We start from the raw sequence: 25,705 nt of genomic DNA on the forward strand, positions 1-25,705 counted from the left end.
ATCTGTTGCACTTGCAACCAAAACCGTCCGGACGGTACACTAACGGAGTCCTGACGGGGCGCGTGTCCATTCCGCGTCCCGTCTCGTCTGCCCCGCGTACCACCCGCCGTCGACCTGGTCCGGCTCGAAGTCCCAGGAGTCCGCCGTGTCCGCACTGCTCACCAGCCCCGTCGCCACCCGCGTCACCGGGAGCCGCGCCCGACGGTTCCTGGCGCTCGCCGTGCTGATGCTGCCGGTCCTGCTCATCTCGGTGGACAACACCGTCCTGAGCTTCGCCCTGCCGTCGATCAGCCGCGCGCTCAACCCCGACGCCACCACGCAGCTCTGGATCGTGGACGCGTACCCGCTGGTGCTCGCGGGCCTGCTCGTCGTGATGGGCAGCATCGGCGACCGCATCGGACGCCGACGGATCCTGGTCATCGGTGCGACCGGCTTCGCCCTGTTCTCGGTGGCCGCGGCCTTCGCGACCGACGCCTGGATGCTCGTCGCGGCCCGGATCGCGATGGGGGTCTTCGGCGCGATGCTCATGCCCGCCACCCTGTCGATCATCCGCAACGTCTTCGTCGACGCGGGGGAGCGACGGATGGCGCTCGCCGTCTGGTCGACCATGTTCGCCGCCGGCAATGCCCTCGGGCCACTCGTCGGCGGCGCGCTGCTCGCACACTTCCACTGGGGCAGCGTCTTCCTGGTCGCGGTGCCGATCCTCGTGCTCATGCTCGTCGGCGTGCCGTTCTGCGTGCCGGAGTCCCGCGATCCGATGCCCGGGCCCGTGGACGTGCCGAGCATGTTCCTGTCCCTCGGCGCACTCGCTCCGATCGCATGGGCCATCAAGTCGGTCGTGCACCCGGAGGAGCGCGGGTTCGCCGTCGCGATGCTCGCCGTCGGTGTGGTCTGCGGCATCGCGTTCGTCCGGCGGCAGCTCCGGTCCCGCACGCCCATGCTCGACCTGCGGCTGTTCCGCAGCACCGCGTTCACCGGCAGCGTGCTCATGAACCTGGCCGCGATGTTCTCGCTCACCGGTTTCCTCTTCTTCATCGCCCAGCACCTGCAACTCGTGGCCGGACTCGACCCCTTCATGTCCGGGGTCGTGCTCATCCCGGGGTCGGTGCTGACCATCGTCGCCGGGCTCGCGGTCGTGCCGATCGTCGCCCGTGTGGCACCGCGCTGGGTCGTCTTCGTGGCGCTGCTGTTCTCGGCAGCGGCGTACGCACTCGTCGCCGTCCTCGGGCACCACGCGTCCATCGCCGCACTGGCGTTCGCGTTCGTGCTGCTCGGCATCGGCATCGGGGCGTCCGAGACGGTGACGAACGACCTCATCATCTCGACGGCCCCGGCGGACAAGGCCGGAGCCGCGTCGGCGATGTCCGAGACGGCGTACGAGATCGGTGCCGTGCTCGGCACCGCGGTCCTCGGCACCATCCTCGCCACGACCTACCGGGCGCACGTGGTGGTTCCGGACGGGCTGTCCTCGGCGTCGCACGTCGCGGCGCAGGAGACCCTCGGCGGTGCGGTCACCGCGGCCGGCCAGCTCGGCGGTGGTGCCGGGCAGGTGCTCCTCGAGTCGGCGCGGGCCGCGTTCGACTCGGGCGTGACGATCACGGCCGGTGTCGCGGCGGTGCTCATGGTGGTGGCGGCCGCGGGCGCACTCGTCATGCTGAAGCGCCGCTGACGCCGGGCGCCGGCTCGCTCGGCTTGGTGAGCAGAAATGGTCGGGACGGCGCACGCCACCCGACCATTCCTGCTCACGAAGCCGCCGCGCGCCGCGCCCGGGCGCTCGCGAACCTGTGAATCGTTGACCTCAACCAGGGTTCAGGTCATACGTTGGGTGACAGCCGCCGGAGTGACGGCAGCCCCTCCCGAAGGAACGACCACGATCACCATGCCCGACGAAGCACCGGCGACCATCGCCGACGCGTACAAGTCCGCGTTCCGCGCGCACCCCGCCGGTGTCGCCGTCATCACTGCCGAGGGCCCGGACGGTCCGACCGGCCTCACCGCCTCGAGCGTCGCGAGCGTCGCCGTCGATCCGCCGGTCCTCGTGTTCTCCCTCTCCACGAACTCCGGCTCGGCCGGCGTCGTGCTCGGTGCACCGCTGTTCGTCGTGCACCTGGTCGACTCGCTCGGCGTCGCACTCGCCCGGCGGTTCGCTTCGACCGGAAGCCCCGCAGCCGACGACCCGATCTGGGGCACACTGCCCTCGGGTGACCGCTACCTGCCGAGCGCCGCCAGCGCCCTGCGCTGCCGACCGCTGTCCACGACGCCGATCGGCAGCTCCACCGTCGTCGTCGCCGAGGTCCTCGACATCGTCATCGGCACGGACCGCGGGGAGCCGTTGGTCTACCACAACCGGGAATTCCACTCCCTCACCGATCGTTCCCGGCTCTCGTGAGCCGCGGAGCCCGCGTCCCAACCAACTGATCGAAAGGACCTCACATGGCTGAGTACACCCTGCCGGAGCTGCCGTACGACTACGCCGCACTCGAGCCGCACATCAGCGGCAAGATCATGCAGCTGCACCACGACAAGCACCACCAGACCTACGTGACGGGTGCGAACACCGCGCTCGAGCAGCTCGCCGAGGCCCGTGAGTCGGGCAACCTGGCGAACATCAACAAGCTCGAGAAGGACCTCGCGTTCCACCTCGGTGGCCACGTGAACCACTCGATCTTCTGGACCAACCTCGGTCCGGACACGAAGGTCCCCGAGGGTGAGCTCGCCGCGGCGATCGACGAGTTCTTCGGTTCGTTCGAGAAGTTCCAGGCCCAGTTCACCGCCGTCGCGAACGGCATCCAGGGCTCTGGCTGGTCCGTGCTCGCATGGGACACCGTGGGCCAGAAGCTCACCACGTTCCAGCTCTTCGACCAGCAGGGCAACATCCCCTTCGGGCTCGTCCCGATCTTCATGCTCGACATGTGGGAGCACGCCTTCTACCTCGACTACCTCAACGTCAAGGCGGACTACGTCAAGGCCGTGTGGAACATCGTCGACTGGGAGAACGTGGCTGCACGCTTCGCGAACGCGAAGTCGCAGCGGTTCGTCACGCTCTGATCGACGTCGGCGGGTCACCTCGGTGACGACCTGACGAACGGGAGGCACGGTGCCAGCTGGCACCGTGCCTTCCGTTCATGGTGGCGACCTTTCGGGCTGGCCGACGGTTCACGCAGCGCTCTGTGCGTGACCTGGCAGTCAGCAGGAGAGCCTGGGGAACGACCGGCGCGACCGCCGACCGCGCGGTCGGCGCTGGTCCGCTGATCTGCGGGTCAGGCGGTCGCGAATGCGGTACGGGCGACCAGCTCGTCGGCGATCCGCCGGAGTGCGACGTCGGCGTCGGTGTGCGCGCGGTCGACGATGGCGCTCCACTGCGCGCCGCGGGCGGCCATCACGGCGCGCTGTGCGGCTCGCTCGGCATCACCTGGTGCGTAGCCGTGGGCCAGACACCAGGCGGCGATCGCCGTGGTGTGTGAGCGGTGGACGCGGTGCTCTCGATCGCGGCCGTCGAGCGCCTCGACCGAGCCCAGTTCGAAGGTGAGCCGTGCGGCCAGCGCGCTCCGGGCGTCGTCGAGTCCGCCGAAGGTCGCCACGAGGTGGTGGGCGAGGCCGACGGCGTCCGTACCGGGGTCGAGCGCGGTGGCTGGCCGTGCCGAAGCCAGGTGGTCGACGACCGACTCGATCAGGGCCTCGCGCGTGCCGAAGTGATAGACGATCGGGTACGCGCTCGTACCGAGGACGCGCCCGAGGCTGCGGACGGAGACGTCCTCGATCTTCGTGTCGACGAAGTGTTCCGTCACCTTCTCGAGGATCGCCGGCTTGAGCGTCGGATCTGGCTTCCTGGGCATGGCATCTCCGTCGTGTGGGCAGTGGTCGCGCGATCGATCACATACTAGCAGCCCACATATCACCGGCACGATCGGAAGGGGCTGGTTGCCCTGCCCACCAGGCGCGCTCTGTTTTCAGGGGGAGAAGCGGAGCATTACTCGGGTCCGCGTACACTGATCGGGATGTCCATGCCGCAGGAGGGCTCCGTGCCCGTGTCCCGGCCTGAGCACACCCGTGCCGGACGGGTGGTCGCGGGCCGCCGTCGCGGCGCCGGAAAACGCTTCCTGGTCGTCGGGGACGTCCTGGACGGGGTACTGGTGCAGACCACGGCGCAGGGCATGGGAGTGCACGACCCCGCCGCGGTGATCCGCCATCGGCCGACCGGTGCTGGCGGGAACACCGCGGCCTGGCTCGGCTGGCTCGGCGCCGAGGTCGACGTCGTGGGGCGCGTCGGAGTGGACGACGTCTACCGACACGAGCGCGCGCTCGAGGACGCCGGGGTCCGTGCCCACCTGCGGTACGACGCGATGACCTCGACGGGTGTCGTGGTGTCGGTCCGCAACGACCACGGTCGGACCGCGATGTCGGATCCGGGCGCGAGCGGGAAGACCAGTGCGGTGGACGTCCCGCCGTCCGTCGTCGCCCGCGCGGACATCGTGCACCTGACCGGAGCCGCGATGCTGGGTGGTGGGGCCGAGCGCCTCGCCGAACTCATCGCCTGCGCCCGAACCGGACCGGCGCGGGTGTCGCTCGACCCGTCGTCGGCCGCGATGATCGACGCCGTCGGGGCGTCCCGCTTCCTCGACGCGATGACCGGGGTCGACGTGCTCTTCCCGAGCCGCCAGGAGGCCCTCGCGCTCACCGGACTCACCGACGTCGACGCCGCGGTCCGTCGGATCACCGCCGTCGTGCCACTCGTGGTGGTCACCGCCGGTGCAGACGGGGTACTGATCGGGCGTCGGGGGCGGAGCGTCCAGCGGGTGCCCGCGACACCGGCGACGGTCGTGGACGCCATCGGTGCGGGGGACGCCTTCGTAGCCGGGTTCCTGCGGGCCTGGGCGACGGATCCCGTCCGTGTCGGCGCAGCCGCGCGCGAGGGCACGCGGGTGGCGGCGCGGGCACTCGGGTTCGTGGGCGGCCGGCCCCCGGTCTGAGCACCTTCGCGCGGCGACGGCGCCCGTCCGGGTCAGTGCACCGAGGGTCCAGTGCGCGGAGGGCTCAGCGCGCGGAGGGCTCAGCGCACGGATGGTTCAGCGATCACGTTCAGGGTCTGCACGAGGCCGGCCGCTGAAGGGGCCAGCCGGATCTCGACACACAACCGCCCGCAACTGCCGGGGAGCCACCAGCGCAGGTGCGACGGCGACGCCGAGTGCTCGTCCACCGGGGTCGCGGTGAGGTCCGCGCCGACGGCCGCGACGGCCTGGGCCACGGCGCGGCGCCGCCGGTCGTAGGGCACGTCCAGGGCCACATTCGGTGTGCAGATCGTGTCCGCCAGGTCATCGCGCCAGTCGGCCAGGAGGCGCGTCACGGCTGCCTGGGCCGCTCGCGTCGCGCGGGTGGTCACGGCCGTCCCGGGTGCGGGCACGGTGCTGGTCGCGGTGCTCCTGCTGGCTTCGAGGACGATGTCGTGCGCCTGCTGCGCGGCGACGGAGACCTTCGCCTGCGTGGCGTTCTCGAACGCGACCACGCCGAGGCCGTCCCGCACCGACCACCGCATGTGGGCCGAGAACCCGGGGTAGCCGCCCGAGTGCGACACGAGTTCGCCGAACCGGTCGTCCTGCTCGACGAACAGGCCGAAGCCGTAGGCCATCGCCCGCGACGACCCCGGCACACCGACCGGCGGCACGACCCGCATCGCCTGCTGCATGAGGCGACGAGCGGCCGGCGAGACGGGGCCGTGCTCCGGCACGTCCGAGAACGCCGAAGCCAGGTGCGTCGCCCACCGCGCGAGGTCGCGGACGGTCGAGAACAGCCCTCCGATGGGCGAGAACGCGCCTGGCCCGGTCATCGCCAGCGGTTCCCAGTCGCCCGCGTACGACCGGAACCCGGTGGCGACGACGCCCCGCGATCCGTCGGCACTGAAGGCGGTGTCGTCGAGCCCGAGCGGTCGGAGCACGGTGTCCTGAGCCGCCGCGGTGAACGGGCGCCCGGAGACGACGGCGACGACCCGGCCGAGCAGTGCGTACCCGAGGTTCGAGTACGCGAAGCGGGTGCCGGGGATCGAGTCGAACAGCAGGCCGTTGCGCAGGACCAGGTCGAGTTCGGCGTCCGAGATCGATTCCTGCCGGTCCGCCCACGGGTCGTCGGTGGGGAAGCCCGCGGACATCGTCAGCAGCATCCGCACGGTCGGCACCGGGGAGTCCGGGGTCGGCAGGGGCACGGCGGTGAAGGCCGGCACGAAGTCGGTGATGGGGGCGTCGAGGTCGAGCACGCCCCGGGCGACGAGGGTCAGCAGGGTCGCCGCGGTGACGCTCTTGGTGCAGGAAGCGATCCGGTAGACCGTGTCGGCGTCGGGCCGCTGGGCGTCACCGCGGTCGCCGTGCCCGCCGGAGGTGACGAGTCCGGACCGGTCGAACACGCCCCACACGCTGCTCGGCGCGACGCCGCGATCGACGCGGTCGCGGAAGACGGCGTCGACCCGCTCGGCGACGGCGGAGATCGCGGCGTGCATCCTGGTCATGACCGGCGCATCCGTTCGTAGGCGTCGAGTGCCCGCTGCCGTGAGGCCTTGAGGTCGACCATCGGCTCCGGCCGGAGTTCCTCGGCGGGGATCCAGCGGTGGACGTACTCGCGCTGCGGGTCGAAGCGCTCGAGCTGCCGATCGGGGTTGAACACCCGGAAGTACGGTGCGGCGTCGAACCCCGAACCCGCGACCCACTGCCAGTTGGCCGCGTTGTTGGCGGGGTCGGCGTCGACCAGGGTGTCCCAGAACCACTGTTCGCCGACGCGCCAGTCGACGAGCAGGTTCTTCACCAGGAAGCTGCCGGCCGCCAGGCGCACGCGGTTGTGCATCGCACCCGTGTGCCAGAGCTCCCGCATGCCGGCGTCGACCAGGTCGAACCCGGTCGTGCCCTGTCGCCAGCGGTCGAGCTCGTCGTCCGACGGATCTCGCCAGGGGAACGCGTCGAACGACCGCCGGACGTTCACGGTGGCGATGTCGTCACAGTGGAAGTACTCGTTCCAGTTGAACTCGCGCCAGGCGAGCTGCCGGAGGAACGCCGAAGCGTGCTGGCGCTGCTCGGGGTCGAGCCGACCGTGCAAGCGGTGCCACACCTGGTACGGGCTGATCTCGCCCCACCGCAGGAACGGGGAGAGGCCGCTCGTCGACGCCATCGCCGGTTCGTCGCGCTGGTCGTAGTCCTCGAGCGCGTGCTCGACGAAGCGCTCGAGCTGCCGCTGGGCACCCTGCTCGCCGGGCTGCCAGGCCTCGCGGAGCCCACCGGCCCAGTCTGGCTGCGTCGGCAGCAGCGCCCAGTCGTCGAGCTCGTCGCTCGCGACGTCCGCTGGATCGGGCAGGTCGCCCGGCGTGGGCAGCGGGTGCCGGGGCTCGGGGTTCGCCTGCACGGCGTTCCAGAACGGGGTGAAGACCTTGTACGGCTCGCCCTGCCCGGTCAGCACGGTCCACGGTTCCCAGAGCAGGTTGGCGGCGAAGCTGTGCGCCTCGACGCCGCGGTCGTGCAGGGCGGACTTGATGCCCGCGTCGATGTCGCGCTCGACCCGGCCGTACCGCCGGTTCCAGTACACGGCGTCCGCACCGGAGCCGGCGACGAGCTGCTCGATGACCTCGGCAGCCGCGCCGCGACGCAGCACGAGGCGTGATCCCCGCTCGCGCAGGTCGGCGTCGAGTGCGGTGAGCGAGTGGTGGAGCCACCAGCGGCTCGCGGCGCCGATGGGGCGGAGCCCGGGGGACTGCTCATCGAGGATGACCACCACGGTGACCGCGCCGCCGTGGTCGACGGCGGCGTGGAGCGCCGGGTTGTCCGCGAGTCGTAGGTCGTCGCGGAGCCAGACGAGTGCGCCGGTCACACCGTCGCCGCGTCCGGCTCGGTCACCGCGCGGGGCGAGGGACGGCGGCTCGGGGTCGTGCCCACCGCGAGACGGAGTTTGGTGCAGAGTTCGGTGAGGGTCCGGAGCTCAGGATCGGAGAGTCCGGCGCCGACCTGCTGGGCGATGCTCGCCGCGTGCTGCACGGCGACCTGCCGGTAGACGTCGTACCCGTGGGGCGTCAGTGCCACGATCACCCCGCGTGCATCGGTGGGGTCTGGCTGCTTCTCGACGATGCCGCGCGTGAGCAGCCGGTCGACCAGGCGGCTGACGCTCGGCTGGGTCAGGAGCAGGTGCCCGGTCAGGTCGCGCATGCGGCAACGGCGGCCGGGCTGGGTCGACAGGTTGAAGCAGACGTCGTACTCGTTGAACGAGATCTCCTCGGCGGGGAAGTCCGCGTTGAGACTCCGCATCACGGCGACCTGGGCGCGGAACAGCGCTTCCCAGGCGGCGACGGCTGTCGCCTTCTCACTGCGGCGTGTCTCGCTCACGTTCGCGTTCCCTCCGGTCGTACGGTCCGTCCACACTACCGACGGGGTCCGACAGGAACCGGGCGACATGCACGAGGGCCGGCCGCCTGACGGCGACCGGCCCTCTCCCTTGCACCAAGAGTGTCCTGCAATCACATTCCGCAGGCGGTGCCACAGCAAACACCGTCTGCACGACCGACTGTATAACGAAGCGGTAACGGGGCGCCAGCCTCTCGCGGTGTCGTTCGCTGCGAGTTCACCAAGAGCAGTCGATCAGGCTCAGAAGAGGTCCGGCGAGGGAGTCGACGCGTAGCGCACGGCAACGTCCGCGTGCCGGTCGAACCGGTAGCCGACCCCACGGACGGTCCGGACGATCTCCTCGAACGCGCCGAGCTTCGAGCGGAGTCGGCGCACGTGGACGTCGATGGTGCGCTCGTTCGGTGTCTCGTCCTCGCCGTCCGACCAGAGGCCGTTGATGATGGCGGAGCGGTCGACCGTCTGGCCCTCGCGGAGGACCAGGAACTGCAGGAGCTCGAACTCCTTGTAGGTCAGTGGCGCGGCCTCACCGTCGAGCGTCACGCGCTTGCGGGAGATGTCGATGACGACGCCGGTCTCCTCGGGTTCGGGCTTCTCGGCCTGCTTCCGGGCAGCGACCGCTGACCGGTCCTGCAGGGCGAGGCGGACGACGTCGACGTCACGTCCGCCGGAGTTCTCGGAGGCGACGGCGACCGCGGCGTAGGTCTCCGAGCTCGGCACGAGCTGGGCGGTCAGCGCCTTGAGCTGCTCGACGACGGCGGCCAGGGTGGTGCCGGCCGCGGCGGCCTTGGCCTCATCGATGCCGACGTACAGGGCGAAGCCACGGGCCTCGGTGCCCTCGGGAAGGGCACGGTTCCGCTGGGGCGCCACGACGGGGCTCGTCGGCACGGTGGCGGGACCGGTCGCCGCCGGGGACGCCGGACGCGGGCGGATCGGGGAGACGGTCCCGAGGTCGGTGGGGGCGGGAGCAGCCGCGCGGAGCACGGTGCGGGGCTGGACGATGGTGAGCGACATGGTGGTTCTCCGGGCGGTGTGGCCGGTACGCGTGTGGCGCGGCGGCCGGTGTCGAATGCGTCATCCCGGGTGCGGCGGTACGCCGACGCGCCCTGCGGTCCTGCTGCGGACCGGGGCCGACCCGGGGGAACGGGGGACAGACCTCGTGACGTGGTGCTCGTCGTCGACGGTGTCCGTCGCCCGGGGATCACGCGCGCGCGACGGGGGTGGTGTCGCGGGGGATCCGGCTGGAACGGGTGCCGATCAGGCACACATTCGACAACGCATGACCGCCATCGCCGACATCATCGTGCCGGTGGTCCCCACTGCTCCTGTGAAGGAGCACGCCTCGGAGAGGACGCGGGTGGACGCGGTTGCAGTCATGGGACGAGTATCGGCGGTATACCAAGGCGGTGTCAACCGTCCGAGCGGACGGTGTGGTGCACGCGACCGCACGGCCGTCGAGCGCCACGCCCGTTCTTTCCCATTGCGCCCGCGATGGGAAGTCGAATCGGGCGTACCGGGTGGAAAGAAACGATCGGGTACGCCCGAAACGACCGGGTACGACCGAAACGGGCGGGTACACCCGGAACGACCGGGTACGCCCGGAACAGGCGGGTGCGGCCGTCGCGACGCGCGCCACGACGGACGGGAGGCGCGGTGCCAGCTGGCACCGCGCCTCCCGTCCGTTCTCGGGTGGGGTCGACTGCTACTCGGCCAGGCCGTAGAGCCGGTCGCCCGCGTCGCCGAGCCCGGGCACGATGTAGCCGTTCTCGTCGAGCTTCTCGTCCAGCGCGCCGAGGACGATCGAGACGTTGCGGTCACCCACGGCCTGTTCGACCATCGCGAGCCCCTCGGGCGCGCCGAGGATGCACACGCACGTGACCTCTTCGGCTCCGCGGGCGAACAGGAAGTCGATTGCCGCGGCGAGCGTGCCACCGGTCGCGAGCATCGGGTCGAGCACGAAGCACTGGCGCCCGGAGAGGTCGTCCGGCAGGCGCTCGGCGTAGGTCTTCGGCTCGAGGGTCTCCTCGTTGCGCGCCATGCCCAGGAACCCGACCTCGGCCGTGGGGACGAGCTTGACCATGCCCTCGAGCATCCCGAGGCCGGCGCGGAGGATCGGGACGACGAGGGGCCTGGGCTTGGCGATCGCGACGCCCATGGTGTGCGCGACGGGCGTGTCGATCGGCGTCGCCGTGACCCGGACGTTGCGCGTGGCCTCGTACGCCAGGAGCGTGACGAGCTCCTCGGTGAGGGCACGGAACGTGGGGGAGGGCGTCGTACGGTCGCGGAGCACCGAGAGCTTGTGGGTGATGAGCGGGTGGTCGGCGACGTGGACTCGCATAGGGTCGAGCCTAGCGTGCCGCCGACCGTCAGGAGGTCCCGTGGAGGAGCCCGCAGCCCGCCCGTTCGTCCCGGCGATGGAGCGTGCGCTCGACGAGGCCCGACGGTGCCTGGACACCGACGACGTCCCGGTCGGCGCCGTGGTGCTCGACCGCGCCGGTGTCGTCGTCGCCACGGGTCGGAACGAGCGTGAGGCGCGGCAGGACCCGACGGCCCACGCCGAGGTGCTCGCGCTGCGTGCCGCCGCCGCCGTGACGGGGGACTGGCACCTCGAGGACCACACCCTCGTGGTGACGCTCGAGCCGTGCCCCATGTGCGCCGGGGCCGTCATGGCCGCACGGGTGCCCCGGGTGGTCTTCGGCGCGTGGGACCCCAAGGCGGGTGCGAGCGGCAGCGTCTACGACATCTCGCGCGACCGCCGGCTGCCGCACCGCTCCGAGGTCGTCGGCGGCGTCCTCGAAGCGGCGTGCGCCGGGCTCCTCGACGACTTCTTCAGTCGGCGGCGAGGATGACGATCGCCTCCGTCGGCGGCTGCGGCCCGGTGCGCAGGACGTCCGGTTCGACGTAGATTACCCGGGCGATCGGCACGGCGCTCCGGACACGCTGCTCGACGGTGTCGATGCCGGCAGCGACGTCGCCCAACCGGCGGTCACCGTCGACGGCGACCTTCACGCCGACCATCAGCTCGTCCGGCCCGAGGTACAGGGTCTTCAGGTGGATGATCGCGTCGACCTCGGGGCCGTCGAGCACCGCCTGCTTGATGCGCTCGACGTCGGCGGCGGTCGCGCCCTCGCCGACGAGCAGGCTCTTCGTCTCGATGCCGAGCACCACCGCGACGGCGATGAGCAGCGCCGCGATGAGCATGGTGCCGATCGCGTCGAACACCCCGTTGCCGGTGATCGCCGTCAGCCCCACCCCGAACAGGGCGAACACCAGGCCGAGCAGGGCCGCGGTGTCCTCGAGCATCACGACGGGCAGCTCGGGGGCCTTCGCGCGGCGGACGAACTGCACCCAGCTCTGCGAGCCCTTCTGCGGTCGGGCCTCCTTCAGGGCGGTGCGGAGCGAGAAGCCCTCGAGCCCGATGGCGATGACGAGCACGACGAGCGGCAGCCACCAGTTCTCGAGCGGGTGCGGGTGGGCGAGCTTCTCGATGCCCTCGTAGAGCGAGAAGACCCCGCCGACCGAGAACAGGATGATCGAGACGACGAAGGCGTACACGTAGCGCTCACGCCCGTAGCCGAAGGGGTGCTCCTGGTCCGCCGCTCGCCGGGCCTTGCGGCCGCCGAGCAACAGCAGGAGCTGGTTCGCGGAGTCCGCCAGTGAGTGCACGCCCTCAGCCAGCATCGACGCCGATCCGCTGATCGCCGCCGCGATGAACTTCACGATCGCGATGCCGATGTTGGCACCGAGTGCGGCGAAGATCGCCTTCGTGCCTCCGGAAGCGCTCACAGCTGTCCCCTTCTCGTGGTCTGCGACACGATCCTAGGCGGGTCGCGTCGGTAGGGTCGGGAGCATGACGATCGACCTGCCCCGCACCGCCCTGCTCGGCGTCGGCTCCATGTCCGGCGCGGTCCTCGACGGCCTGCTCGCCGCAGGACTCGACCCGGCCACCGTGACCCTCACCACGAAGTCCGAGGGATCAGCGGTGGCCCACCGGGAACGCGGCCTCGACGCCACCGCGAGCGACACCGACCCCGCGGCGAACCGCTCGGCCGTCCGCGGTGCCGCCCTCGTCGTGGTCGGCGTGAAGCCGTACATGATCGCGGACCTGCTGGACGAGGTCGCCGGGGACCTGGAGCCCGCTGCCGTCCTGGTCAGCGTCGCCGTCGGGACCACCACCGCGAGCATGGAAGCGCGCGTGCCCGCCGGCGTCCGGGTCGTCCGCGCCCTGCCGAACACCCCGATCGGCGTCGGCCACGGCGTCACCGGCATCAGCGCCGGCACGTCGGCGGACGCCGAGGCCGTCGCCCTCGCCTCGTCGGTGTTCACCGCCTCGGGTGAGGTCATCGAGGTGCCCGAGTCGCAGCTCGACGCACTGTCCGCCGTCTCCGGCTCCGGTCCTGCCTACGTCTTCCTGTTGGTCGAGCAGTGGCAGCGCGCCGCCGAGGAGCTCGGCTTCACCCACGAACAGGCGGCGACGATGGTGCAGGGCACCGTCCGCGGCGCGGTCGAGCTGCTCGAGCGGTCCGGCCGTGAGCCCGCCGACCTGCGCCGCGCGGTGACGAGCCCGAAGGGCACGACGGAGCGTGCCGTCGCGGTGCTGCAGGAGGCCGACCTGGCGGACACGCTGCTGCGCGCGTCGCGTGCCGCGATCGCGCGTGCCGAGGAGATCGCAGCGTCCTAGACGCACACCGCGTCCTGGACGCACCCCGCGTCCTGGACGCACCCCCAGAGCGGACGGGAGGCCCGTGGCAGCGTCGCCACGGGCCTCCCGTCCGCCTGTTGGTCCCTACTCGTACGCGGCGAAGCGCTCGAGGTCGGTCTCGGAACCCGAGACGATGATCACGTCGTTCTCGCCGATGACGCTCTCCGGGGTGGCCGGCACGAACGGGTTCCCCGGGGGCTTGATGCCGAGCACCGTCAGACCGAAACGCGTGCGGATCACGGTGGTGGCGAGGTCCTTGCCGCGCACCGCGCGCGGCGGGAACATCTTGACCACGGCGAAGTCGTCGTCGAACTCGATGAAGTCGAGCATCCGGCCGGACACCAGGTGTGCAGTGCGCTCGCCGGCCTCGCGTTCCGGGTAGACGACGTGGTTCGCGCCGATGCGGGACAGGATCGTTCCGTGTGACCGGCTGATGGCCTTCGCCCAGATCTGCGGGACGCCGAGGTCGACCAGGTTCGCGGTGATGAGGACGCTCGACTCGAGGTCGCTGCCGGTCCCGACGACGGCGATCGCGAAGTCCTGCGCGCCGATCTGCCGGAGGGCGTCGATGTCCGTCGCGTCCGCCTGCACCGCGTGGGTGACCCGGTCGGACCACTTCTGCACCAGGCCGGCGTCGGTGTCGACGACGAGCACCTCGCGGTCCTGGCGTTCGAGCTGGCCGGCGGTGGCGGCGCCGAATCGACCGAGCCCGATGACGAGCACCGGAGCGTCGTGACTGATGGCACCGTGCTGGTGCGACGAACGGTTTCGGTCAGCCAACGATCGGCCTCTCCTCGGGACGGCGGAACAGTTGCCGGCTCTGACTCGCGGCCAGGGCAGCGGCGATGGTCACTGTACCGACCCGGCCGAGGAACATGGTGGCGGCGAGCACGTACTTGCCGGACTCGGGCAGGTCGGCGGACACCCCGGACGACAGCCCGCAGGTCGCGAACGCCGAGATGACCTCGAACAGCACGCGGTCGAGCGAGTCGTCGGTGATCTGCAGGAGCACCACGGTGGCGACCGCCACGATCGTCGCGCCCCAGAGCACGATGGCGACCGCGACCCGCAGGACGTCGCTCGGGATCCGGCGCCCGAACGCCTCCATGCTCTGCCGGCCGCGGGCCTCGGCCACCGCGGCGAGGAACAGCACCGCGAGGGTCGTGACCTTGATGCCGCCAGCTGTCGAGGCGGAGCCACCACCGATGAACATGAGCATGTCGGTGACGAGCAGGCTCGAGCCGTTCAGCTGGTCGAAGTCGACGAGCGAGAACCCGCCGGACCGCGTCATCGTGGACAGGAACAGCGCCTGGAACGCCGTGCGTCCTGCACCCTCCTGGCCGAAGGTCGTCGGGTTCGACGCCTCCAGTGCGATGTAGACGACCGCGCCGCCGACGAGCAGGACGGCGCTCGTGGCGAGGGTGAGCTTGACGTGGATCGGCCACCGGCGGGGCGTGCGGAGCTGCTTGGTCAGGGCGCGGATCACCGGGAACCCGATCGAGCCGGCGATCACGCCGACCATGAGCAGCGACAGGAACCAGTAGTCGTGCGCGAACGGGTCGAGACCGGCGGCGTTCGGGGAGAACCCGGTGTTCGTGAACGCCATGGCCGCGTAGTAGAAGGAGTCGCCGACCGCGGTCCAGAACGGGATGCCCGCCAGGAGCACCGACGGCAGGAGGAGCAGCCCGAGCACGATCTCGATCGACAGCGTGCTCACCGCGACCGTCGCGAGCAGCGTGCCGACCTCGCCGAGGCGCACCGCCTGACCCTCGGGCACGGCCCCGTGGTGGGTGCGCAGCGGGTTCGAGTCGCCGGCGGCCATGAGCTTGGCGCGGAGCCCGAGCTTCCGGGTCACGAAGAGGCCGAGGATCGACGCGAAGGTCAGCACGCCGACCGCACCGATCTGCGTGCCGATCACCACCAGGGTCTTGCCGAAGACGGACCAGTGCGTGGCCATGTCGACCGTGGAGAGCCCCGTCACGCACACCACCGAGGCCGCCGTGAACAGGGCGTCGGAGAAGTGCGTCCCGGTGCGGTCCGCCGACGCCCACGGGGTCATGAACAGCACCGTGAACAGGAAGATGAGTGCGACGAACACGATGATGGCCAAGCGTGACGGCGACGAGCGGAGCACCGTGACGATCCGGCTCGCCCGTCGTCGGCTGACGCTCACGTGGTGCGGGATCGGCTCGGTTCGGTCGAGCATGCGTATGCCTCCGAGGACATGGGCCGGGACGGTTCGTCATGGTACATCCGTGGCGGCCCGGCTAGCCTTGGCCCCATGGCCGACATCTTCTCCGTCGTGGCGGACCCGACCCGGCGCGAGCTGCTCGGGACGCTCCTGTCCGCCTACGGATCGGACGTCACCGGCGGCGAACTCAGCGTGGGGCAGCTCGTCGAACGCCTCGGCGTCAGCCAGCCCACGGTGTCGAAGCACCTGCGTGTCCTCCGGGACATCGGCCTCGTGACCAGCCGCGAAGAAGGGCAGCACCGCTTCTACCGGCTGGACCCCGAGCCGCTCCTGCACCTGGAGGAGTGGGTCCTGCCGTTCACCGGCGCGGTCGACGCCGACGGCACCCCGGCCACGACTGCCTGGACCCCTGACGGTCAGCCGGTCTCGATCCGCCGGAACGGCACGGCCGGCAAGGCCACCGTCGAGGTCGGCACCGAACTCGGCAGGGTGATGGCCGAGGCGTCCTACCGTGCCACTGCCGCCATCTCCGGGGCCCAGCAGGGGTGGGAGCGCGTGGTTGATCGCAGCCGCAAGCGGTTCACCCGTCGCGGCGACGAGGACTGAACGAGCACGGACTGATACCTGGACACCGAGTCCCACGCGCCTCTACAGTTGCCAGTGACCACACAGGTCTCACAACACCCGTGCGCGCGCGTGCGAGCTCCCGAAGGCGGATCATGACCGGCAGTTTCGACGACGTGCGCTTCCTCACCGTCGCTGAGGTCGCCGAGATGATGCGCGTCTCGAAGATGACCGTGTACCGCATGGTGCACGCAGGAGAGCTCCCCGCCATCCGGTTCGGCCGCTCCTTCCGCGTTCCCGAATCGGCCGTCGCCGACGTGCTCCGCGGTGGCGTGGCCGACGTCGGCTGAGCGCGCGTTCGACATCACATCGGGCAGCCGGTAGACTCGCCCGAGTTGATTTTCCGTGGTCTCTTCGGCCCGGTGTCCGTACATCAGCATCAGTCCGAGCGAGGTCTACATGGGTTCTGTCATCAAGAAGCGTCGCAAGCGCATGGCGAAGAAGAAGCACCGCAAGCTCCTTCGCAAGACGCGTCACCAGCGCCGCAACAAGAAGTAGATCGAAACAGGTCTGCGCAGGTCCGAGGACCTGCACGAGAAGCCCCGGTTCGCCGGGGCTTTCGCGTTCCCGGACTACGCTGGGGACCATGCCCGCAGTGACGTTCCTGACGAAGCCCGGATGCCACCTCTGCGACGACGCCCGCCCCGTGGTCGAGCGCGTCATCGCCGCACACCCCGGCGTGGTGCTGCAGGAACGCTCGATCCTCGACGACGACGCCCTCCGCCAGGAGTACGCGGAGGACATCCCCGTCGTGCTGATCGACGGGCGCGTCCACAGCAACTGGCACGTCGACGCCGACCGGCTCGGACGTGCACTCGAGAAGGCCGAGGCCCGCGCATGATCTCCCACGTCGTCTCCTGGACCCTCCGCGAAGACCTCGACCGCACCGAATCGATCGCGCGCATCCGCGAACTGCTGACGGATCTGATCGGGACCGTCAGCTCGATCCGATCGCTCGAGGTCGTCGAGAACGTCGCCTACCCGGACAAGAACCACGATGTTGCCGTCGTCGCGACGTTCGACGACCTTGCCGGACTCGACGAGTACCAGGTCCACCCGGAGCACCAGGCCGCAGCTGCTGAGATCCGTGGACTGGTGACGGCGCGGGCCGCGATCGACTGGCAGAGCTGACCCGGGCCTCCCGTCCGGCGCGCGCTTCGTACGCTCCGCGCTTCGGGAGCAGAAATGGTCGCCTCCCAAGTCGGGAGGCGACCATTTCTGCTCACCATGTGCGCGGCGCCGCGCGGGGCGCCGCGCGCGCGACTACGGGGTCAGGCGCGTCGGGCCGCGGAACAGGTAGGTGACCTCGCGGATCGACGGTTCGCCGAGCATCAGCATCAGCACGCGCGCGAGGCCCATGCCGAAGCCGCCGTGCGGTGGGACGCCGTAGCGGAAGAAGTCGAGGTACCAGCCGAGCTCCTCCGGGTCGAGGCCCTTCTCGACGGCCTGCGCCTCGAGCACGTCGACACGGTGCTCGCGCTGAGCACCCGTCGAGATCTCGGCGCCGTTGAAGATGAGGTCGTAGCTGTTGGTGACCGACGGGTCGCCCGGCTTGCGCATGTGGTAGTACGGCCGGATCGAGGCGTCGTACTCGGTGACGAACACGAACTCGGAGCCGTGGTTCTCCTTGGCCCATGCGGCGACGCGGCGCTCGCCCTCGGGGTCCAGGTCGCCGTCGGCGCGGACGACGTCGTGTCCGCTGTCGGCCACGATCTTCCGGGCCTCGGCCAGGGTCACGCGGGGGAACGGGGTCGCGGGGACCTGCAGCTCGAAGCCGAAGACCTCCGCGATGTCCTTGCCGTACTTCTCCTTGACGGCGGTGATGCCAGCGACGAGGACCTCTTCGTGCATCGCCATGACGTCTTCGTGGGACTCGATCCACGAGAACTCGGCATCGACGCTGGTGAACTCGGTGGCGTGGCGGCTCGTGAAGGACGGGTCGGCACGGAAGGCGTCCGCGATCTCGAACACGGCACCGAAGCCGGCTGGCTGCGCCATCTGCTTGAAGTTCTGCGGCGACTGCGCCAGGTAGGCGGTCGTCTCGAAGTACTCGAGCTGGAAGAGCTCGGCACGCGACTCGGAGGCCGACGCCATCAGCTTCGGGGTGTGGATCTCGATGTAGTCGCGGTCGACCCAGTAGGTGCGGAACGCGTGCTCGAGCGTCGTCTGGATGCGGAAGATCAGGTTCTGCTTGCGGTTGCGCAGGTCCAGGAAGCGCCAGTCGAGGCGCTTGTCGAGCGAGGAGTCGTCGGCGATCGGGGTCTCCGGGATCGCGGCGCTCACCACCTGGAGGGCACCGATCTTGACCTCGAGCCCGCCGAGCTTCACGCGCTCGTCGTGCTTCAGCGTGCCGGTGACGTGCACGAAGGTGCCGTGCGCCAGGCCGGAGATCTCGTTGGTCGTCGCGAGGGCGGCCTGGGCGGTGTCGTCGCCGTCCTCGGCCTCGCGCGTCGCCGGGTTCACGAGCTGGACGGCGCCGGTCTCGTCGCGCAGCACGACGAACTGCACCTTCTTCTGGTCTCGGACGGTCTCGACCCATCCGGCCACGGAGACGGGGCCGTCGGGGAGGGCTGCCAGGTCGGCGATGCGGGTGCGTTCGATCACGGTGGTCGAGTCTAACCGCCTGCGTCCGGGGGCGTCGGCTGCGCGCTCCTTTCCTCCGCAGGGCGACTCCTCCACAGGGCGACCTGGGTCAGCCGTTCTCCACAGGACGGCCGGGAGGCCCGAGGCGGCGTTCCGGGGTCCGTAGCGTTCTCGACGTGGCCGGGTCGCGAGACGAGGGGGGACCGGGTGGGGACGGGAACGGGGGGCTCGCGACCCGGCCACCTGCGGTGGGTTCTTCGAGCGGCGCGCGGTCAGGCGAGTGAGGCCCGGAGGGCGCCCAGGGTGCCGATGAACTCCTCGGCCATGCCGGCCCGCTCGACGAGCTTGGCGTGGCGGGCACGGGCGTCGTCGAGGTACTCGTCGAGGCGTGCGGCCAGGGCTGGCTCGTCGTCGGGGTCCTTCGTGGCGAGGGCGTCGACGACCCGGAGCAGCTCGGCCATCTCGTCGAGCGTGAAGCCGAGGGGCTTCATCCGGCGGATCACGAGCAGCCGCTCGAGGTCCTGCGACGTGTAGACCCGGAAGCCCCCGGTGGTGCGGCCGCTGGGCACGAGCAGCCCGACCTCGTCGTAGTGCCGGATCGTGCGCAGGGACATGCCGGCGCGGTCGGCGAGCTCGCCGATGTGCATCGTGTCGGGGGCCTCGCTCGAGCTCACGGTGGACGACTCTACCCTGACGTGAGGGTAGAGTTCCGATCGATGTCCGTGATCACACACGCGCCGACGGCTCCGAGCGTCCTCGCCGCCCTCCGCTCGCCCCGCATGCTCACCCGAGAAGTCCTGGCCGGGGTCGTCACCGCGCTCGCCCTCATCCCCGAGGCGATCTCGTTCTCGGTCGTCGCCGGGGTCGACCCGGCGGTCGGACTCTTCTCGAGCGTCATCATCGCGATCGTGATCTCGATCGTCGGCGGCCGTCCGGCGATGGTGTCCGCGGCGGCCGGCTCGGTGGCGCTCGTCATCGCGCCGCTCGTGCGCGAACACGGCATCGAGTACCTCGTGCCGGCGATCGTCCTGGGCGGTGTGTTCCAGCTCGTGCTCGGGTTCCTCGGGGTGGCGCGGCTCATGCGCTTCATCCCACGCAGCGTCAACGTCGCGTTCGTGAACGCGCTGGCCATCCTCATCTTCACGGCGCAGCTGCCGAACCTCCTGGGTGACGACGTCCCGTTCGTCGTGTGGCCGCTGACCGCCCTCGGCGTGGCGATCATCGTCGGGTTCCCGTTCCTGACGAAGGCCGTCCCGGCGCCGCTCATCGCGGTCGTCGTGATCACCGGGATCACGATGCTGTTCAGCGTCGTCGTCCCCACCGTCGGCGACGAGGGCGACCTGCCCACCGCACTGCCCGGGTTCAACGGGATCGTGACCCCGTTCTCCTTCGAGACGCTGCAGATCATCGCGCCGTACGCGTTCGGCGTCGCGATCGTCGGCCTCATCGAGACCCTGCTGACCGCGCAGCTCGTCGACTCCATCACCGAGACGGGCTCGAGCAAGTGGCGTGAGTCATGGGGACAGGGCGTCGCGAACATCGCGTCGGCGTTCTTCGGCGGGACCGGTGGCTGCGCGATGATCGGTCAGACGGTGATCAACGTGAAGACCGCCGGTGCCCGGACCCGGGTCTCGACGTTCGCGGCAGGTGTCTCCGTGCTCGTCCTGACGATCGTCCTCCACGACCTCGTCGCCCAGATCCCGATGGCGGCGCTCACCGCGGTCATGCTCATGGTCTGCGTGGCCACCTTCGACTGGCACAGCATCCGGCCGCGCACCCTGCGGCGGATGCCCCTCGGCGAGACCGTGGTCATGCTCATCACCGTCGTGGTCGTCGTCGTGACCGAGAACCTCGCCACCGGCGTCCTCGTCGGCGTGGTCGTGGCGGCCCTGGTGTTCGCCCGTCGAGTGGCGCACGTCGTGACGGTCGTCCGCGAGCCCGTCGACGAGCGCACCGTGCGGTACCGGGTCCGTGGGGCACTGTTCTTCGCGTCGTCCAACGACCTCGTCACCCGGTTCTCGTACGCCGAGGACCCGGAGCACGTGATCATCGACATGGCGGACGCCCACGTGTTCGACGCGTCCACCGTCGCAGCGCTCGACGGGGTCGAGCAGCGGTTCGCGAAGCACGGTTCCACGGTCGAGGTGGTGAACCTGAACACGGGTTCGATCGCACTGCACAGGCGGCTCTCCGGCGAGCTGGGCGGCTGAGTGGCTGTGCGCTTCCGCATCCGGTGAATCCGCTGTGGGGGCGGTGGGAACGGACGGGCGACCTACACTGGAACCCATGCCCGCCACCCGACTCCACCTCGTCCGGCACGGTGAGGTGCACAACCCCGATCGTGTCCTCTACGGCCGGCTGCCGGGCTTCGGACTGAGCGACCTCGGCACGCGGATGGCCCTCGCCTCCGCCACCGCCTGGAAGGACGCTGGCGTCGACGTCCGCCGGATCGTGGCTTCGCCGCTGCAGCGCACGCAGGAGTCCGCCGCCCCGTGGTCCGCTGCGTACGGGCTCGACGTGACCCTCGACGAGCGCCTCATCGAACCGACCAACCGGTACGAGGGCCAGCCCCCCGGGTTCACGAAGCGGTCGCTCGGCCGTCCGGCGGAGTGGCCCTGGATCGCGAACCCGCTCCGGCCGAGTTGGGGCGAGGCGTACGAGTCGATCGCGAACCGCATGCTCGCGGCGATGGCCACGGCCTGGGAGAGCGTCGACGAGGGCGACGTCGTCCTGGTCAGCCACCAGCTGCCGATCTGGACGGTCCACCGGAAGCTCGCCGGGGAGCCGCTCTGGCACGACCCGCGCAAGCGCCGCTGCGATCTGTCGAGCATCACCACCGTCGAGCGTGTGCCCGCCACGGCGACCGGTCGGTTCACCGAGGTCGGGTACGCGGACCCCGCGCATGAGTTGCGCGCCACCGCCATCGACGAAGGAGCAGTGTGACGAGCACGAGCAGTGTGGCGAGCACGAGCAGTGTGACGAGCACGAGCAGTGTGACGGGCACCAGCAGCAGGAAGCGCATCGCGACGATCGCGGCGACGGTCGTCGTCGCCGCCCTGGCGTTGGCCGGGTGCTCGTCGGACAGCGGCGATCTCGCGAAGCAGTACGGCAACGGCACGACCCAGAACTACATCTCCGGTGACGGCGCCGTGACGGAGGTCTCTGCCAAGGACCGCACCGACCCGGTCACGTTCCAGGCGAAGGACTCGGACGGCGACACCGTCTCGTCGAAGGCCCTCAGGGGCAAGGTCGTCGTGCTCAACTTCTGGTACGCGAGCTGCCCGCCGTGCCGTGCCGAGGCGAAGTACCTCAACCAGGTGCACGACGAGTACGCCGACACCGATGACGTCGTCTTCATCGGCGTCAACGTCCGCGACCAGGCAGCGACCGCCGCTGCCTTCGAGCGGACCTTCGACGTGCAGTACCCGACCGTCCTCGACCAGCGGTCGGGGACCATGCAGCTCGCGCTGTCCGGTCAGATCGCTCCGAACGCCGTTCCCGCGACGATCGTGCTCGACACCAGGGGGCGCGTGGCCGCCCGTGTCCTCGGCGCCGTGGACGGCACGAGCATCCTGAAGACCCTGATCAGCGACGAGCTCGATGCCGGCAAGGCCTCCTGACCCGTGGCCTCCAACCCCTTCGCCGACGCGATCCTGAGCGGCCAGATGGCCGTCGCGCTGCCCGTGGCGGCGCTCGCCGGGCTCGTGTCGTTCCTGTCACCGTGCGTGCTCCCGCTCGTGCCCGGGTACCTCGGCTACGTCGGTGGGGTCGCCGAGGGTGGGCAGCGTCGGGGCCGAGTGGTCGTCGGCGTGCTGCTGTTCATCGTCGGGTTCACCGCGGTGTTCGTGGCGTACACGACGGTGTTCGGCGCCCTCGGCTTCTGGCTCGTCCGCTGGCGGGACCTCATCACGCAGGTCCTCGGAGTCGTGGTCATCGCGATGGGTCTGGTGTTCGTCGGCCGGTTCACGTTCCTGCAGCGCACGATCAAGCCCGGTTGGACGCCCGCCACCGGGCTCCTCGGCGCACCCCTGCTCGGCATCGTGTTCGGCCTCGGCTGGACCCCGTGCCTCGGCCCGACCCTCGCCGCGATCAACCTGCTCAGCGTGCAGTCCGGCAGTGCGTGGCAGGGCATGTGGCTCGGCGTCGCGTACTGCCTCGGCCTCGGCATCCCGTTCGTCCTCGTCGCCCTCGGTGCCGGCTGGGCCACGGGAGCGATCGCGGCCGTGAAGCGCCACATGCGCATCGTCAACATCATCGGAGGAGCGATCCTGATCGTCATCGGTCTGCTCATGGTCACCGGCATCTGGTCGGCCGTCATGTCGAGCGTGGGGGCGGTGATCCAGAGCTTTGTCCCCGCGGTCTGATCCCGACACCGGCGCCACGGGCGTCGATGCCGTCGAGCCCGACAGCGCCACGGGTGCCGACACCGCCTCGGACCCGCAGCGCCCGTCCGACCACGTCGACGGCTCCGGTCCCACCGACGGCGGCGTCAACCAGCCGAAGCTCGGCTTCGTCGGGTACCTCCGGTTCTTCTGGCGCCAGCTCACGAGCATGCGCACGGCACTGTTCCTGCTCATGCTGCTCGCCCTCGCGGCGATCCCGGGCTCGCTCGTGCCGCAGCGGACGGCCGACCCGAACGGCGTCGTGCAGTACAAGGCCGACCACCCGCAGCTGTACCCGGTCCTCGACAAGCTCCAGGTCTTCGACACCTACACGTCGGTGTGGTTCTCGGCGATCTACCTGCTGCTCTTCGTCTCGCTCATCGGGTGCATCGTGCCGCGCACGAGACACCACTGGCAGGCGCTGCGGACCCGCCCGCCGAAGACCCCCGCGCGACTGACGCGCCTGGCGGGCTTCCGCACCGTGGCGGTGCAGCCGGACGCGATGCTCGACGGCACCACCGGGATCGACGCTGCCACGGGCCTCCCGTCCGCCGATCACGCGGTGAGGCGAGCGATGGCGATCCTGAAGCGGTCCGGCTACCGCGTCGAGCGGTTCGGCGCCTCGGTGAGCGCGGAGCGCGGCTACCTGCGCGAGACCGGCAACCTGGTGTTCCACTCGGCGCTCGTCGGGGTGCTCCTGGCGGTCGGCGTCGGCGGTGGCTTCGGGTTCACGGGTCAGCGACTGCTGGTCGAGGGGCAGACGTTCTCGAACGTGCTCGGGTCGTACGACTCGTTCAACCCCGGCCGCTGGTTCCAGCAGACCGACCTCAGGGGCTACAACCTGACGCTCGACAAGTTCGTGACGAAGTACGAGGAACGCAACCTCGACGCCCTCGGCCAGGCGCTCGACTACTCGGCCACAGTCACGAGCACCGAGAAGGGCGGCGAGCCGAAGACCAGCCGCCTCGGCGTGAACGAGCCGCTGCACGTCGGTGGCACCAACGTCTACCTGCTCGGCAACGGTTACGCGATGCAGGTCACGGTGCGCGACGGCGACGGCAACGTCGCGTTCAAGGACGTCGTGCCGTTCCTGCCCGAGGACGCCAACTACACCTCCACCGGTGTCATCAAGGTGCCGGACGCCGAGCCGGACCAGCTCGGCATGGTCGGCTTCTTCTACCCGACGGCGTCGAAGCTCACCTCCGGTGCGTACACCAGTGCCTACCCGGACACGCAGAACCCGCTGCTGACGCTGCAGGTCTACACGGGCGACCTCGGCCTCGACAGCGGCGTGCCGCAGAGCGTCTACACGCTCGACACCAAGGGCCTCGCGCAGATCGCCGGCCGTCAGTCCGACACGGCGAGCATCGCGCTCGAGCCGGGGCAGACCAAGAAGCTGCCAGACGGCGCCGGTTCGATCACGTTCGACGGCGTCAAGCGGTACGTCTCGCTCGACGTGCACCACGACCCGTCGCAGGCGTGGGTCGCCGGGTTCGCCCTGCTCTCCACCCTCGGTCTGCTCACCTCGCTCTTCGTCCCGCGCCGGCGTGTCTGGGTCAAGGTCGTCCCCCGGACCGGTGCGGAGCACGGCGAGTACGACCTCGAGTACGCCGGCCTCGCCCGTGGCGAGGACCCGAACCTCGAGCGGGCCGTCGCGGACATCGCCCAGCGCCACACGTCGGACCTCGGAGTTAGGATGCCCCAGTGAACGACATGACCACGAACCTCGCGACCTACTCGGTCGTGCTCACGTACTCCGCGATGGCGGTGTACGTGGTCGCGTTCATCTCGTTCGCCCTCGACATGGCCAAACGCTCCGGCGAGGTCACCGCCGCGGCGAAGAACGCGGGCGCCGACATCGACGGAGCGGACGCGACGCGCGCCGCATCCGCCCGCGACGCCAAGACGGTCGCGACCGTCCGCGGTGGCACCGTCGTGCTCGAGCAGGTCGCGGCGCCGCCGTCCGGTGGCTCCGCCGGGCGCGGCACGAAGTTCGAGCGCGTCGGCATGGCCATGACGATCCTCGCGCTCGTGCTGCACGTCGCCTCGGTGGTCCTCCGCGGCATCGCGGCCGACCGGGTGCCGTGGGGCAACATGTTCGAGTTCTCGCTCACCGGCACGGCGCTCATCACGCTGATCTTCCTGCTCGTGCAGTTCTGGCAGAACCTGAAGTTCCTCGGCGTCTTCATCACGGGCTTGACGATCATCCTGCTCGGCATCGCGACGGTGAACTACTGGGTCCCCGTCGTCCCGCTGCAGCCCGCCCTGCAGTCGTACTGGCTCGTCATCCACGTGTTCGTGGCGATCGCCGGCACCGGGTTCTTCGCGCTCGGTGCGGGGCTCGCGGTGGCGCAGCTCGTGCAGACGTACCGCCAGGGCCGGACCGCGTCGAGCAAGCTCCGCTTCATGGCGACGCTGCCGGACGCCGACCGGCTCGAGGTCCTGACCTACCGCGTGCTGCTCGTCGGCTTCGTCCTCTGGACCTTCACCCTGATCGCCGGTGCGGTCTGGGCGGAGCGTGCCTGGGGTCGGTACTGGGGCTGGGACACCAAGGAGGTCTGGACCTTCATCATCTGGGTCGTCTACGCCGGGTACATCCACGCCCGGGCGACCCGCGGTTGGCGCGGTGCGCGATCGTCGTGGCTGGCCCTCATCGGTTTCGCTGCGGTGATGTTCAACTTCTCGGTGGTGAACGTCTTCTTCAAGGGTCTGCACAGCTACTCGGGTCTGTGACTCGCGTGGGTCGCTGACACGGACCTGGTCACGACCAGGACCGGACGGGAGGCGCGGTGCCCGCTGGCACCGCGCCTCCCGTCCGTCTGCCGGGGGCGGCGACGGCTGCCGCCCGGTCCGCGGG

The 25,705-nt window shown here is 70.4% G+C and carries 28 protein-coding genes; 17 read left to right on the forward strand and 11 right to left on the reverse strand.

Features of this window, described 5'->3' with window-relative positions:
• Positions 1-145 precede the first annotated feature (145 nt).
• From ITJ56_RS02790 to ITJ56_RS02800, 3 genes are all read left to right on the forward strand, one after another.
• Positions 146-1,669, forward strand: coding sequence for an MFS transporter (locus tag ITJ56_RS02790; RefSeq protein WP_194627360.1), 1,524 nt, complete (start codon positions 146-148; stop codon positions 1,667-1,669).
• Positions 1,670-1,879: 210 nt separating this feature from the next.
• Complete coding sequence (locus ITJ56_RS02795) at positions 1,880-2,389, forward strand: flavin reductase family protein (RefSeq protein WP_194627362.1); 510 nt, start codon at positions 1,880-1,882, stop codon at positions 2,387-2,389.
• 44 nt (positions 2,390-2,433) lie between these two features.
• The gene (locus tag ITJ56_RS02800) at positions 2,434-3,048 is read left to right on the forward strand and encodes a superoxide dismutase (protein ID WP_194627364.1); all 615 of its coding nucleotides are present in this window, start codon (positions 2,434-2,436) and stop codon (positions 3,046-3,048) included.
• 212 nt (positions 3,049-3,260) lie between these two features.
• Here the strand turns inward: ITJ56_RS02800 and ITJ56_RS02805 are convergent, their stop codons facing one another.
• Positions 3,261-3,836: a hypothetical protein gene (locus ITJ56_RS02805; RefSeq protein WP_194627366.1), complete on the reverse strand. Its 576-nt coding sequence runs from the start codon at positions 3,834-3,836 to the stop codon at positions 3,261-3,263.
• Positions 3,837-3,998: 162 nt separating this feature from the next.
• Between ITJ56_RS02805 and ITJ56_RS02810 the strand changes: the two genes are divergently transcribed.
• Positions 3,999-4,970 carry a carbohydrate kinase family protein gene (locus tag ITJ56_RS02810; RefSeq protein WP_194627368.1) on the forward strand — a complete coding sequence of 324 codons (972 nt, stop codon included), beginning with the start codon at positions 3,999-4,001 and terminating at the stop codon, positions 4,968-4,970.
• Positions 4,971-5,050: 80 nt separating this feature from the next.
• Here the strand turns inward: ITJ56_RS02810 and ITJ56_RS02815 are convergent, their stop codons facing one another.
• The 5 genes from ITJ56_RS02815 to upp all read right to left on the reverse strand — a co-directional run bounded on the left by ITJ56_RS02815 (position 5,051) and on the right by upp (position 10,704).
• Entirely contained in the window at positions 5,051-6,496 is a 1,446-nt protein-coding gene (locus ITJ56_RS02815; RefSeq protein WP_194627370.1) for a serine hydrolase domain-containing protein, read from the reverse strand.
• Positions 6,493-7,842, reverse strand: a complete 1,350-nt coding sequence (locus tag ITJ56_RS02820; RefSeq protein WP_194627372.1) for a cryptochrome/photolyase family protein — start codon at positions 7,840-7,842, stop codon at positions 6,493-6,495. Before ITJ56_RS02820 ends, ITJ56_RS02815 begins: the two co-directional genes overlap by 4 nt.
• Complete coding sequence (locus ITJ56_RS02825) at positions 7,839-8,351, reverse strand: MarR family winged helix-turn-helix transcriptional regulator (protein ID WP_323749702.1); 513 nt, start codon at positions 8,349-8,351, stop codon at positions 7,839-7,841. Before ITJ56_RS02825 ends, ITJ56_RS02820 begins: the two co-directional genes overlap by 4 nt.
• Positions 8,352-8,609: 258 nt before the next feature.
• On the reverse strand, positions 8,610-9,380 hold the full coding sequence (locus ITJ56_RS02830) for a winged helix-turn-helix domain-containing protein (protein ID WP_194627376.1): 771 nt from the start codon (positions 9,378-9,380) through the stop codon (positions 8,610-8,612).
• A 688-nt stretch (positions 9,381-10,068) separates the two neighbouring features.
• A complete protein-coding gene (gene upp / locus ITJ56_RS02835) occupies positions 10,069-10,704 on the reverse strand; it encodes a uracil phosphoribosyltransferase (protein ID WP_194627378.1) in 636 nt (211 codons plus the stop codon).
• Positions 10,705-10,780: 76 nt separating this feature from the next.
• Between upp and ITJ56_RS02840 the strand changes: the two genes are divergently transcribed.
• Positions 10,781-11,215 carry a nucleoside deaminase gene (locus ITJ56_RS02840; RefSeq protein ID WP_194627494.1) on the forward strand — a complete coding sequence of 145 codons (435 nt, stop codon included), beginning with the start codon at positions 10,781-10,783 and terminating at the stop codon, positions 11,213-11,215.
• Here the strand turns inward: ITJ56_RS02840 and ITJ56_RS02845 are convergent.
• Positions 11,196-12,152, reverse strand: coding sequence for a cation diffusion facilitator family transporter (locus ITJ56_RS02845; RefSeq protein ID WP_111236312.1), 957 nt, complete (start codon positions 12,150-12,152; stop codon positions 11,196-11,198). The genes ITJ56_RS02840 and ITJ56_RS02845 overlap by 20 nt on opposite strands.
• 64 nt (positions 12,153-12,216) lie before the next feature.
• On the opposite strand from ITJ56_RS02845, the gene proC reads away from it, so the two are divergent.
• Positions 12,217-13,047, forward strand: coding sequence for a pyrroline-5-carboxylate reductase (gene proC, locus ITJ56_RS02850; RefSeq protein ID WP_194627381.1), 831 nt, complete (start codon positions 12,217-12,219; stop codon positions 13,045-13,047).
• A 105-nt stretch (positions 13,048-13,152) separates the two neighbouring features.
• Here the strand turns inward: proC and ITJ56_RS02855 are convergent, their stop codons facing one another.
• Both ITJ56_RS02855 and ITJ56_RS02860 read right to left on the reverse strand, forming a co-directional pair.
• Positions 13,153-13,848 carry a potassium channel family protein gene (locus ITJ56_RS02855; protein ID WP_228516937.1) on the reverse strand — a complete coding sequence of 232 codons (696 nt, stop codon included), beginning with the start codon at positions 13,846-13,848 and terminating at the stop codon, positions 13,153-13,155.
• The gene (locus ITJ56_RS02860; RefSeq protein ID WP_194627383.1) at positions 13,841-15,274 is read right to left on the reverse strand and encodes a TrkH family potassium uptake protein; all 1,434 of its coding nucleotides are present in this window, start codon (positions 15,272-15,274) and stop codon (positions 13,841-13,843) included. Before ITJ56_RS02860 ends, ITJ56_RS02855 begins: the two co-directional genes overlap by 8 nt.
• 75 nt (positions 15,275-15,349) lie before the next feature.
• On the opposite strand from ITJ56_RS02860, the gene ITJ56_RS02865 reads away from it, so the two are divergent.
• From ITJ56_RS02865 to ITJ56_RS02885, 5 genes are all read left to right on the forward strand, one after another.
• Positions 15,350-15,865, forward strand: coding sequence for an ArsR/SmtB family transcription factor (locus ITJ56_RS02865; RefSeq protein ID WP_194627385.1), 516 nt, complete (start codon positions 15,350-15,352; stop codon positions 15,863-15,865).
• A gap of 113 nt (positions 15,866-15,978) precedes the next feature.
• Positions 15,979-16,173, forward strand: coding sequence for a helix-turn-helix domain-containing protein (locus ITJ56_RS02870; protein ID WP_017888579.1), 195 nt, complete (start codon positions 15,979-15,981; stop codon positions 16,171-16,173).
• 109 nt (positions 16,174-16,282) lie between these two features.
• Positions 16,283-16,381, forward strand: coding sequence for a 30S ribosomal protein bS22 (locus tag ITJ56_RS02875; RefSeq protein ID WP_003792170.1), 99 nt, complete (start codon positions 16,283-16,285; stop codon positions 16,379-16,381).
• Between the two features lie 88 nt (positions 16,382-16,469).
• Positions 16,470-16,724: a glutaredoxin family protein gene (locus ITJ56_RS02880; RefSeq protein ID WP_194627387.1), complete on the forward strand. Its 255-nt coding sequence runs from the start codon at positions 16,470-16,472 to the stop codon at positions 16,722-16,724.
• Complete coding sequence (locus ITJ56_RS02885) at positions 16,721-17,014, forward strand: Dabb family protein (protein WP_194627389.1); 294 nt, start codon at positions 16,721-16,723, stop codon at positions 17,012-17,014. The genes ITJ56_RS02880 and ITJ56_RS02885 overlap by 4 nt, the downstream gene beginning before the upstream one ends.
• A 132-nt stretch (positions 17,015-17,146) precedes the next feature.
• On the opposite strand, the gene aspS is transcribed toward ITJ56_RS02885, so the two are convergent.
• Together aspS and ITJ56_RS02895 are read right to left on the reverse strand one after the other, a co-directional pair.
• A complete protein-coding gene (gene aspS, locus ITJ56_RS02890) occupies positions 17,147-18,487 on the reverse strand; it encodes an aspartate--tRNA(Asn) ligase (protein ID WP_194627391.1) in 1,341 nt (446 codons plus the stop codon).
• A gap of 251 nt (positions 18,488-18,738) precedes the next feature.
• Positions 18,739-19,140 carry a MerR family transcriptional regulator gene (locus ITJ56_RS02895; RefSeq protein WP_416354744.1) on the reverse strand — a complete coding sequence of 134 codons (402 nt, stop codon included), beginning with the start codon at positions 19,138-19,140 and terminating at the stop codon, positions 18,739-18,741.
• Positions 19,141-19,182: 42 nt separating this feature from the next.
• Here ITJ56_RS02895 and ITJ56_RS02900 point away from each other — a divergent pair, with 42 nt between their 5' ends.
• From ITJ56_RS02900 to ccsB, 6 genes are all read left to right on the forward strand, one after another.
• Positions 19,183-20,676 carry a SulP family inorganic anion transporter gene (locus ITJ56_RS02900; protein ID WP_194627393.1) on the forward strand — a complete coding sequence of 498 codons (1,494 nt, stop codon included), beginning with the start codon at positions 19,183-19,185 and terminating at the stop codon, positions 20,674-20,676.
• A 76-nt stretch (positions 20,677-20,752) separates the two neighbouring features.
• A complete protein-coding gene (locus tag ITJ56_RS02905; protein WP_194627395.1) occupies positions 20,753-21,409 on the forward strand; it encodes a histidine phosphatase family protein in 657 nt (218 codons plus the stop codon).
• The gene (locus ITJ56_RS02910; protein WP_323749703.1) at positions 21,406-22,086 is read left to right on the forward strand and encodes a TlpA disulfide reductase family protein; all 681 of its coding nucleotides are present in this window, start codon (positions 21,406-21,408) and stop codon (positions 22,084-22,086) included. The genes ITJ56_RS02905 and ITJ56_RS02910 overlap by 4 nt, the downstream gene beginning before the upstream one ends.
• Positions 22,087-22,131: 45 nt before the next feature.
• A complete protein-coding gene (locus ITJ56_RS02915; RefSeq protein ID WP_194627502.1) occupies positions 22,132-22,830 on the forward strand; it encodes a cytochrome c biogenesis CcdA family protein in 699 nt (232 codons plus the stop codon).
• The gene (resB, locus tag ITJ56_RS02920; RefSeq protein ID WP_228516939.1) at positions 22,814-24,556 is read left to right on the forward strand and encodes a cytochrome c biogenesis protein ResB; all 1,743 of its coding nucleotides are present in this window, start codon (positions 22,814-22,816) and stop codon (positions 24,554-24,556) included. The genes ITJ56_RS02915 and resB overlap by 17 nt, the downstream gene beginning before the upstream one ends.
• 5 nt (positions 24,557-24,561) lie before the next feature.
• Positions 24,562-25,581, forward strand: coding sequence for a c-type cytochrome biogenesis protein CcsB (gene ccsB / locus ITJ56_RS02925; RefSeq protein WP_194627504.1), 1,020 nt, complete (start codon positions 24,562-24,564; stop codon positions 25,579-25,581).
• Positions 25,582-25,705: the final 124 nt, after the last annotated feature.

This window comes from Curtobacterium sp. VKM Ac-1376 (assembly GCF_015351025.1).
Lineage (GTDB): Bacteria > Actinomycetota > Actinomycetes > Actinomycetales > Microbacteriaceae > Curtobacterium.

Excerpts from the sequence above, each read along its gene's own strand:
- ITJ56_RS02795 (WP_194627362.1), top strand. The coding sequence starts at position 1,880 with ATGCCCGACGAAGCACCGGCGACCATCGCCGACGCGTACAAGTCCGCG.
- ITJ56_RS02900 (WP_194627393.1), top strand. The coding sequence starts at position 19,183 with ATGTCCGTGATCACACACGCGCCGACGGCTCCGAGCGTCCTCGCCGCC.
- ITJ56_RS02815 (WP_194627370.1), bottom strand. The coding sequence starts at position 6,496 with ATGACCAGGATGCACGCCGCGATCTCCGCCGTCGCCGAGCGGGTCGAC.
- ccsB (WP_194627504.1), top strand. The coding sequence starts at position 24,562 with ATGACCACGAACCTCGCGACCTACTCGGTCGTGCTCACGTACTCCGCG.
- ITJ56_RS02870 (WP_017888579.1), top strand. The coding sequence starts at position 15,979 with ATGACCGGCAGTTTCGACGACGTGCGCTTCCTCACCGTCGCTGAGGTC.
- ITJ56_RS02875 (WP_003792170.1), top strand. The coding sequence starts at position 16,283 with ATGGGTTCTGTCATCAAGAAGCGTCGCAAGCGCATGGCGAAGAAGAAG.
- upp (WP_194627378.1), bottom strand. The coding sequence starts at position 10,704 with ATGCGAGTCCACGTCGCCGACCACCCGCTCATCACCCACAAGCTCTCG.
- proC (WP_194627381.1), top strand. The coding sequence starts at position 12,217 with ATGACGATCGACCTGCCCCGCACCGCCCTGCTCGGCGTCGGCTCCATG.
- ITJ56_RS02905 (WP_194627395.1), top strand. The coding sequence starts at position 20,753 with ATGCCCGCCACCCGACTCCACCTCGTCCGGCACGGTGAGGTGCACAAC.
- ITJ56_RS02880 (WP_194627387.1), top strand. The coding sequence starts at position 16,470 with ATGCCCGCAGTGACGTTCCTGACGAAGCCCGGATGCCACCTCTGCGAC.
- ITJ56_RS02800 (WP_194627364.1), top strand. The coding sequence starts at position 2,434 with ATGGCTGAGTACACCCTGCCGGAGCTGCCGTACGACTACGCCGCACTC.
- ITJ56_RS02830 (WP_194627376.1), bottom strand. The coding sequence starts at position 9,380 with ATGTCGCTCACCATCGTCCAGCCCCGCACCGTGCTCCGCGCGGCTGCT.
- ITJ56_RS02865 (WP_194627385.1), top strand. The coding sequence starts at position 15,350 with ATGGCCGACATCTTCTCCGTCGTGGCGGACCCGACCCGGCGCGAGCTG.
- ITJ56_RS02885 (WP_194627389.1), top strand. The coding sequence starts at position 16,721 with ATGATCTCCCACGTCGTCTCCTGGACCCTCCGCGAAGACCTCGACCGC.
- ITJ56_RS02840 (WP_194627494.1), top strand. The coding sequence starts at position 10,781 with ATGGAGCGTGCGCTCGACGAGGCCCGACGGTGCCTGGACACCGACGAC.
- ITJ56_RS02915 (WP_194627502.1), top strand. The coding sequence starts at position 22,132 with ATGGCCGTCGCGCTGCCCGTGGCGGCGCTCGCCGGGCTCGTGTCGTTC.
- ITJ56_RS02810 (WP_194627368.1), top strand. The coding sequence starts at position 3,999 with ATGTCCATGCCGCAGGAGGGCTCCGTGCCCGTGTCCCGGCCTGAGCAC.
- ITJ56_RS02805 (WP_194627366.1), bottom strand. The coding sequence starts at position 3,836 with ATGCCCAGGAAGCCAGATCCGACGCTCAAGCCGGCGATCCTCGAGAAG.
- ITJ56_RS02860 (WP_194627383.1), bottom strand. The coding sequence starts at position 15,274 with ATGCTCGACCGAACCGAGCCGATCCCGCACCACGTGAGCGTCAGCCGA.